This is a genomic window from Thioalkalivibrio sp. AKL6 (assembly GCF_000376905.1).
GTDB classification, from domain to species: Bacteria; Pseudomonadota; Gammaproteobacteria; order Ectothiorhodospirales; family Ectothiorhodospiraceae; genus Thioalkalivibrio; species Thioalkalivibrio versutus.
Window position 1 is genome coordinate 580,745 of the sequence record NZ_AQXS01000011.1, and the last position, 6,446, is coordinate 587,190.

The 6,446-nt window shown below is 62.2% G+C and carries 14 protein-coding genes; all 14 read right to left on the reverse strand.

The window, feature by feature from the left end:
* Positions 1 to 8: 8 nt before the first annotated feature.
* Positions 9 to 323, reverse strand: a complete 315-nt coding sequence (gene rplX / locus D575_RS0113490) for a 50S ribosomal protein L24 (RefSeq protein WP_018146450.1) — start codon at positions 321 to 323, stop codon at positions 9 to 11.
* A 7-nt stretch (positions 324 to 330) separates the two neighbouring features.
* Positions 331 to 699 (reverse strand): 50S ribosomal protein L14, encoded by a 369-nt coding sequence (rplN, locus tag D575_RS0113495; RefSeq protein WP_018146451.1) that lies wholly within the window; start codon positions 697 to 699, stop codon positions 331 to 333.
* Positions 700 to 721: 22 nt separating this feature from the next.
* Positions 722 to 988 (reverse strand): 30S ribosomal protein S17, encoded by a 267-nt coding sequence (gene rpsQ / locus D575_RS0113500; RefSeq protein ID WP_018146452.1) that lies wholly within the window; start codon positions 986 to 988, stop codon positions 722 to 724.
* A gap of 4 nt (positions 989 to 992) precedes the next feature.
* Positions 993 to 1,187: a 50S ribosomal protein L29 gene (gene rpmC / locus D575_RS0113505; RefSeq protein ID WP_018146453.1), complete on the reverse strand. Its 195-nt coding sequence runs from the start codon at positions 1,185 to 1,187 to the stop codon at positions 993 to 995.
* Positions 1,187 to 1,600, reverse strand: a complete 414-nt coding sequence (gene rplP / locus D575_RS0113510) for a 50S ribosomal protein L16 (protein ID WP_017941078.1) — start codon at positions 1,598 to 1,600, stop codon at positions 1,187 to 1,189. Before rplP ends, rpmC begins: the two co-directional genes overlap by 1 nt.
* 10 nt (positions 1,601 to 1,610) lie before the next feature.
* Complete coding sequence (gene rpsC / locus D575_RS0113515; protein ID WP_018146454.1) at positions 1,611 to 2,291, reverse strand: 30S ribosomal protein S3; 681 nt, start codon at positions 2,289 to 2,291, stop codon at positions 1,611 to 1,613.
* Between the two features lie 2 nt (positions 2,292 to 2,293).
* Positions 2,294 to 2,635, reverse strand: a complete 342-nt coding sequence (gene rplV / locus D575_RS0113520; protein ID WP_018146455.1) for a 50S ribosomal protein L22 — start codon at positions 2,633 to 2,635, stop codon at positions 2,294 to 2,296.
* Positions 2,636 to 2,644: 9 nt separating this feature from the next.
* Positions 2,645 to 2,917, reverse strand: coding sequence for a 30S ribosomal protein S19 (gene rpsS / locus D575_RS0113525; protein ID WP_018146456.1), 273 nt, complete (start codon positions 2,915 to 2,917; stop codon positions 2,645 to 2,647).
* 12 nt (positions 2,918 to 2,929) lie between these two features.
* Positions 2,930 to 3,751 carry a 50S ribosomal protein L2 gene (gene rplB / locus D575_RS0113530; RefSeq protein ID WP_018146457.1) on the reverse strand — a complete coding sequence of 274 codons (822 nt, stop codon included), beginning with the start codon at positions 3,749 to 3,751 and terminating at the stop codon, positions 2,930 to 2,932.
* A gap of 2 nt (positions 3,752 to 3,753) precedes the next feature.
* Entirely contained in the window at positions 3,754 to 4,050 is a 297-nt protein-coding gene (gene rplW, locus D575_RS0113535; RefSeq protein ID WP_018146458.1) for a 50S ribosomal protein L23, read from the reverse strand.
* Positions 4,047 to 4,652 (reverse strand): 50S ribosomal protein L4, encoded by a 606-nt coding sequence (gene rplD / locus D575_RS0113540; protein WP_018146459.1) that lies wholly within the window; start codon positions 4,650 to 4,652, stop codon positions 4,047 to 4,049. Before rplD ends, rplW begins: the two co-directional genes overlap by 4 nt.
* A 4-nt stretch (positions 4,653 to 4,656) precedes the next feature.
* Positions 4,657 to 5,301 (reverse strand): 50S ribosomal protein L3, encoded by a 645-nt coding sequence (rplC, locus tag D575_RS0113545; protein WP_018146460.1) that lies wholly within the window; start codon positions 5,299 to 5,301, stop codon positions 4,657 to 4,659.
* Between the two features lie 110 nt (positions 5,302 to 5,411).
* Positions 5,412 to 5,723, reverse strand: coding sequence for a 30S ribosomal protein S10 (gene rpsJ, locus D575_RS0113550; protein WP_017941070.1), 312 nt, complete (start codon positions 5,721 to 5,723; stop codon positions 5,412 to 5,414).
* A gap of 5 nt (positions 5,724 to 5,728) precedes the next feature.
* A partial coding sequence (locus D575_RS0113555; RefSeq protein ID WP_018143865.1) for an EF-Tu/IF-2/RF-3 family GTPase occupies positions 5,729 to 6,446 on the reverse strand: 718 nt, incomplete at its 5' end.

A 6,446-nucleotide genomic window follows, 5' to 3' on the forward strand; every position in this document is an offset into this window, starting at 1 on the left:
GTCCCGCGTTATGCGTCCACGACTTCGCCGTTCGAGCGGAAGACCCGCACCTTACGGCCGTCTTCCAGGGTCTTGAACGACACGCGATCACCCTTGTCGGTTGCTGGGTTGAAGACCATCACGTTGGACACATCGATCGGCATTTCCTTCTCGATGATCCCACCGCCGACGCCCTGTTGCGGGTTCGGCTTCTGATGCTTCTTCACCATGTTGATGTTCTGAACCAGAACCTTGCCATCGAGGACCTTGATAATGGTGCCCCGGCGACCCTTGTCCTTGCCAGAAATCACGACGACATCGTCGCCTTTGCGAATCTTGTTCATCACGTCCTCACAGCACTTCCGGGGCGAGGGAGATAATCTTCATGTACTTCTCCCCTCGCAGTTCACGCGTCACCGGCCCGAAGATACGGGTGCCGATCGGCTGGTGCTGGTTGTTCAGCAGGACCGCGGCGTTGCGGTCGAAACGGATCAGCGATCCATCCGCACGGCGCACACCCGCGGCCGTGCGCACCACGACGGCGTCATAGACATCGCCCTTCTTCACCTTGCCACGCGGGATCGCATCCTTGACGCTCACCTTGATGACGTCGCCCACCCGGGCGTACCGGCGGTGCGACCCGCCCAGCACCTTGATGCACTGGATGCGTCGGGCACCGCTGTTATCGGCGGCCTCGAGCACGGTCTGCATTTGAATCATGACTTATCTCCTGGCAGCCGATTCAGAGAGCGTCCTGCCCGACCACTTCGATCAGGGCATGATGCTTCTGCTTGGAAATCGGCCGGCATTCACGGATACGAACCCGATCGCCCATGCGCGAGACATTCTCTTCGTCATGGACGTGCAGTTTCGTGCTGCGACGAATGAACTTCCCGTACAGCGGATGACGGACGCGACGCTCGACAAGAACCGTGCGGGTCTTGTCCGTCTTGTCGCTAATCACGCGCCCGACGACGGAACGCTGAGTCCTGGAACCTTCTTCGGTCATTGTCTTAACCTGCCCTTCTACGTTCATTCATCAGCGTCTTGATCTGCGCGATCTCGCGCCGCACCTTGCCGACACGATCCGGGCGCGCAAGCTGCCCGACCGACTTCTGCATGCGAAGGCCGAACTGTTCCTTGTAGAGCGCTTCCAGCTCCTGGTCCAGATCGCCGTCCAACTTCTTTCTGAGCTCTTCTGCTTTCATCACATCACCTGCCGACGGGTAAACACCGTCTTGACCGGGAGCTTGGCGGCGGCCAGACGCATTGCCTCACGCGCAACGTCTTCATGCACACCTTCCATCTCGTAGAGCACGCGGCCGGGCTGGATCTTGCAGACCCAGTACTCGACACCGCCCTTGCCCTTGCCCATGCGCACTTCAAGCGGCTTCTTGGTGACCGGGACGTCCGGGAACACCCGGATCCAGATCTTCCCGCCACGCTTGATGTGACGCACCATCGCACGCCGCGCCGCCTCGATCTGGCGCGCGGTAATGCGACCGCGTTCCACGGCCTGAAGGCCGTACTCGCCGAAGCTGACCTTGGCGCCGGTGGAGGCCATGCCCCGGTTCCGGCCCTTGAACTGCTTGCGGAATTTGGTTCTTTTTGGCTGCAACATGGTCTATGTCCTAGCTCGCGTTGGCCGCAGCGCGCGTCCCTTCGACCGGTTCCAGGCCGAAAACTTCGCCCTTGAAGATCCACACCTTGACGCCGATGATCCCGTAGGTCGTACGCGCCTCGGCGAAACCGTAATCGATGTCCGCACGCAGGGTGTGCAGCGGTACGCGGCCTTCGCGGTACCACTCGGAACGCGCGATCTCGGCGCCATTGAGGCGACCGGCCACGTGCACCTTGATGCCCTGGGCACCCAGGCGCATCGCGTTACCCACGGCGCGCTTCATCGCACGACGGAACATAATGCGGCGTTCAAGCTGCTGGGCGATGCCTTCCGCGACCAGCTGGGCTTCGATCTCGGGCTTGCGCACCTCTTCGATATTGATCTTGACGTTGCCCTGCTCCAGACCCGTCTCGGCTGCCACTTCGCGGCGCAGCTTCTCGATGTCCTCGCCCTTCTTCCCGATCACAATCCCCGGACGGGCCGTGTGAATCGTGATGTGCGCGGCCTTGGCGGGACGCTCGATGGTGATTCGGCTGACCGACGCGTGGGCAAGTTTCTTCTGCAGAAACGTGCGCAGCTTGATGTCGTTGTTCAGCGTTTCACCAAACTCGCGACCGTCCGCGTACCAGGTCGCCGACCACGGGCGAGAAATGCCCAGCCGGATGCCGGTTGGATGTACTTTCTGACCCATGGTTAGTTCGCTCCCTTCTCGCTCACGCCCACTACAATGTGGCTGGTGCGCTTCATGATGCGGTTGCCGCGACCCTTGGCTCGCGCCTGCATGCGCTTGAGAACCGGGCCTTCGTCGATCTGGATGCGCGAGATGCGCAGCTCGTCGATGTCTGCACCGTCATTGTTCTCCGCATTGGCAATCGCGGACTCCAGCACCTTTTTTACAATCGCTGCCGGCTTTTTGGGGCTGAAAGTCAACTCGTTCAGAGCCTCTTCCACCCGCATGCCACGAACCTGGTCGGCGACCAGCCGCGTCTTCTGCGGCGAGATGCGCGCGTAGCGCAGTTTTGCAATCGTCTCCATCGTTCGTCCTCAGCGCGACTTCTTGTTGGCGATGTGACCCTTGAAGGTCCGCGTCAACGCAAACTCGCCCAGCTTGTGGCCGACCATGTTTTCGTTGACCAGCACCGGAATATGCTGACGCCCGTTGTGTACCGCGAGGGTGAGACCCACCATCTGCGGGATGATCATCGAGCGGCGCGACCAGGTCTTGATCGGACGCCGATCGTTCTTCTCGAGCGCCTCATCCACCTTCTTGCGAAGGTGATGGTCGACGAACGGGCCTTTCTTCAGTGAACGCGGCATGCTGGCACTCCGTTACTTCTTGCGCCGACGCACGATCATGCCGTCGGTACGTTTGTTGTTGCGGGTCTTGTAACCCTTGGTCGGGCGGCCCCACGGGGTCACCGGGTGACGCCCGAAGTTGCGACCTTCACCACCACCATGCGGGTGGTCGACCGGGTTCATCGCAGTACCACGCACGGTTGGGCGGACACCCATCCAGCGTTTGGCACCGGCCTTCCCGAATTTCTTGAGGCTGTGCTCGCTGTGACCGACTTCGCCGATCGTGGCCCGGCACTCGGACTGGATGCGGCGCATCTCACCGGAGCGCAGGCGAATCGTCGCGTGCGCGCCTTCACGTGCCACGACCTGGGCCGAGGCACCGGCGGACCGCGCAATCTGCGCGCCCTTCCCCGGCTTCATCTCGATGCAGTGAATCACCGTGCCCACCGGAATGGAGCGCAGCGGCATCGCGTTACCCACGCGAATCGGGGCCTGCGAGCCGCTAGTCACGGCATCACCCTGTTTCAGCCCGCGGGGCGCAATAATGTACCGGCGTTCGCCGTCAGAGTACAGTACTAACGCCAAATGAGCGCTGCGGTTCGGATCATACTCCAGCCGCTCGACCTTGCCGGGCACGCCGTCCTTGTTCCGCTTGAAGTCCACGATGCGGTAGCGCTGCTTGTGGCCACCACCGACGTGCCGCGTAGTAATGCGACCAGCGTTGTTGCGGCCGCCCGAGCGAGTCTGCTTTTCGAGCAGCGCCGCGTGCGGCGCGCCCTTGTGCAGACCGTCGCCACGGATCTTCACCGCGTGACGGCGCCCGGCAGAGGTCGGATTGGTCTTGATAATCGCCATGACTAGACCTGTTCTCCTTCACCCATGTCGATGCTCTCGCCTTCAGCGAGGGCCACATAGGCCTTTTTCCAGTGGTTGCGACGCCCGAACATGCGACCGAAGCGCTTGTTCTTGCCCTGCTGGTTCAATGTGCGCACGTGCTCCACCCGAACCTCGAACAGCTTCTCGATCGCGGCCTTGATCTCGGCCTTGTCCGCATCCGGCAGCACACGGAACACGTATTGCCCCACTTCGCCGGCGTTGGTCGACTTCTCCGACACCACCGGACCCTGAATAATCTGCATCAGACGCGAATTCATGCCAGCCACTCCTCAAGCTTGCGGATGGCGCCTTCCGTAATCACGACCGTATCGGCCCCGACCAGGTTGGCGGGATTGACACCGCTCACATCGATCACATCCACGTGCGGGACGTTGCTCAACGCACGTTCGGTCATCGCGTCATCCTCGGCCAGCACCACCAGCCCCCGCTCCAGGCCAAGCTCGCCGAGCTTGGCAATACCGTCACGGGTCTTGCCCGACTCGACGGAGAATGCAGCGACCACTTTCAGGCGATCCTGCCGCAGCAGTTCGGAAAGGATCGACGCCATAGCGGCGCGGTACATCTTCTTGTTCAGCTTCTGCGAGAAATCCTGAGTGCGCGCAGCGAACACCTTGCCGCCACCCGTCCACAGCGGGCTGCGAATCGTACCAGCGCGAGCGCGCCCAGTACCTTTCTGGCGGAACGGCTTGATGCCGCCGCCACTGACCTGGGCCCGGGTCTTCTGGGCACGGGTCCCGCTGCGGGCGCCGGCCAGCTGAGCGACGACGCTCTGATGCACCAGCGGTTCATTGAAATCCCGCTCAAAGCAGGTGGCGGACAGCTCCACGCTGGCCCCGGTATCGGCAGTCGTAACTTGCATTGTTTTAACCCTTCGCCTTCACGGCCGGACGAATCATCACGTCGGTACTCGGCGCGCCCGGCACGGCACCCTGAACCAGGACCAGGCTGCGATCAGCGTCGACGCGCACCACCTTGAGGTTCTGGATGGTTTTACGCTCGGCGCCCATGTGCCCGGCCATCTTCTTGCCCTTGAACACACGGCCCGGGCTTTGGTTCTGACCGATGGAGCCCGGAGCGCGATGCGCCAGCGAGTTGCCATGGGTCGCGTCCTGGGTGCGGAAGTTGTGACGCTTCACGGCACCCTGGAAGCCCTTGCCCTTGCTCTGAGCGGTCACATCCACGATCTGCCCCTCCTCGAACCGGTCGACGGTGATTGCATCACCGGCAGCCAGGCCTTCGAGGTCGGTCTCGTCGACGCGAAACTCCCACAGACCGCGCCCGGGCTCCACCGACGCCGCGGCGTAGTGCCCAGCCTCCGGCTTGCTTACCCGGGACGGCTTGCGCGAGCCCGCCGTCACCTGGACCGCGTTGTAGCCGTCGCCTTCGGTGCGCTTGATCTGGACCACGCGATTGTTGTCCACCTGTAGCACCGTAACCGGCACAGAGACGCCATCGTCCGTAAAGACGCGCGACATGCCGAGCTTGCGACCGATGAGTCCAAGAGCCATTACAAAACCCCTTCCGTATCAGACGGCGCTAACAAGCGCCCTAAAGCCGTGGCCCGGCGAAAATTCCGCCGGGCCACGGAAAGCCCAATAGTATGGCAGAAAATTTAACGTTAGTTAAGCCTGATCTGAACATTTACGCCTGCAGCCAGATCCAGCTTCATCAGGGCATCCACGGTCTTGTCGGTCGGATCGAGGATATCCATCAGTCGCTTGTGCGTGCGCAGCTCGTACTGGTCCCGCGCGTCCTTGTTGACGTGCGGCGAAACCAGGACGGTATACGCCTCGCTCTTGGTCGGCAGGGGGATCGGGCCCTTGACTCGGGCGCCGGTCCGCTTCGCAGTCTCGACGATCTCGGCCGCGGAACGGTCGATCAGTCGATGATCAAAGGCCTTCAGACGAATTCGAATGCGCTGGTTAGCCATCTGGTTCACTCAATAATCTTGGAGACGACGCCGGCGCCCACAGTGCGGCCGCCTTCGCGGATCGCAAAGCGCAGACCGTCTTCCATCGCGATCGGATTGATCAGGGACACCGTCATCTTCACGTTGTCACCCGGCATCACCATCTCGGTGCCTTCCGGAAGCTCCACCGAGCCCGTCACGTCCGTCGTGCGGAAGTAGAACTGCGGACGGTAACCGTTGAAGAACGGCGTGTGACGACCGCCCTCTTCCTTGCCCAGGATGTACACCTCGGCCTCGAAGTGCGTGTGCGGGGTAATCGAACCCGGCTTGCACAGCACCTGACCACGCTGGACGTCGTCACGCTTGGTGCCGCGCAGCAGAATGCCGACGTTGTCGCCCGCTTCGCCCTGATCCAGCAGCTTGCGGAACATCTCGACACCGGTGACGGTGGTCTTCTGCGTGTCGCGAATGCCGACGATCTCGATCTCTTCGCCGACCTTCACCACGCCGCGCTCGATACGACCGGTCACCACGGTGCCGCGACCGGAGATCGAAAACACGTCTTCCACCGGCATCAGGTACGCGCCGTCCACGGCACGCTCCGGCTCCGGAATCCAGGTGTCCATCGCCTCGACCAGCTTGTAGATCGCCGGGGCGCCCACTTCGCTCTCGTCACCTTCCAGCGCCTTCAGCGCGGAACCGGTGATGACCGGGGTGTCGTCACCCGGGAAGTCGTACGAGGAC

What these genes read in the sequence shown, in the direction of transcription:
- rplX (WP_018146450.1), bottom strand. Translation starts at nt 323, where the DNA reads ATGAACAAGATTCGCAAAGGCGACGATGTCGTCGTGATTTCTGGCAAG.
- rplN (WP_018146451.1), bottom strand. Translation starts at nt 699, where the DNA reads ATGATTCAAATGCAGACCGTGCTCGAGGCCGCCGATAACAGCGGTGCC.
- rpsQ (WP_018146452.1), bottom strand. Translation starts at nt 988, where the DNA reads ATGACCGAAGAAGGTTCCAGGACTCAGCGTTCCGTCGTCGGGCGCGTG.
- rpmC (WP_018146453.1), bottom strand. Translation starts at nt 1,187, where the DNA reads ATGAAAGCAGAAGAGCTCAGAAAGAAGTTGGACGGCGATCTGGACCAG.
- rplP (WP_017941078.1), bottom strand. Translation starts at nt 1,600, where the DNA reads ATGTTGCAGCCAAAAAGAACCAAATTCCGCAAGCAGTTCAAGGGCCGG.
- rpsC (WP_018146454.1), bottom strand. Translation starts at nt 2,291, where the DNA reads ATGGGTCAGAAAGTACATCCAACCGGCATCCGGCTGGGCATTTCTCGC.
- rplV (WP_018146455.1), bottom strand. Translation starts at nt 2,635, where the DNA reads ATGGAGACGATTGCAAAACTGCGCTACGCGCGCATCTCGCCGCAGAAG.
- rpsS (WP_018146456.1), bottom strand. Translation starts at nt 2,917, where the DNA reads ATGCCGCGTTCACTGAAGAAAGGCCCGTTCGTCGACCATCACCTTCGC.
- rplB (WP_018146457.1), bottom strand. Translation starts at nt 3,751, where the DNA reads ATGGCGATTATCAAGACCAATCCGACCTCTGCCGGGCGCCGTCACGCG.
- rplW (WP_018146458.1), bottom strand. Translation starts at nt 4,050, where the DNA reads ATGAATTCGCGTCTGATGCAGATTATTCAGGGTCCGGTGGTGTCGGAG.
- rplD (WP_018146459.1), bottom strand. Translation starts at nt 4,652, where the DNA reads ATGCAAGTTACGACTGCCGATACCGGGGCCAGCGTGGAGCTGTCCGCC.
- rplC (WP_018146460.1), bottom strand. Translation starts at nt 5,301, where the DNA reads ATGGCTCTTGGACTCATCGGTCGCAAGCTCGGCATGTCGCGCGTCTTT.
- rpsJ (WP_017941070.1), bottom strand. Translation starts at nt 5,723, where the DNA reads ATGGCTAACCAGCGCATTCGAATTCGTCTGAAGGCCTTTGATCATCGA.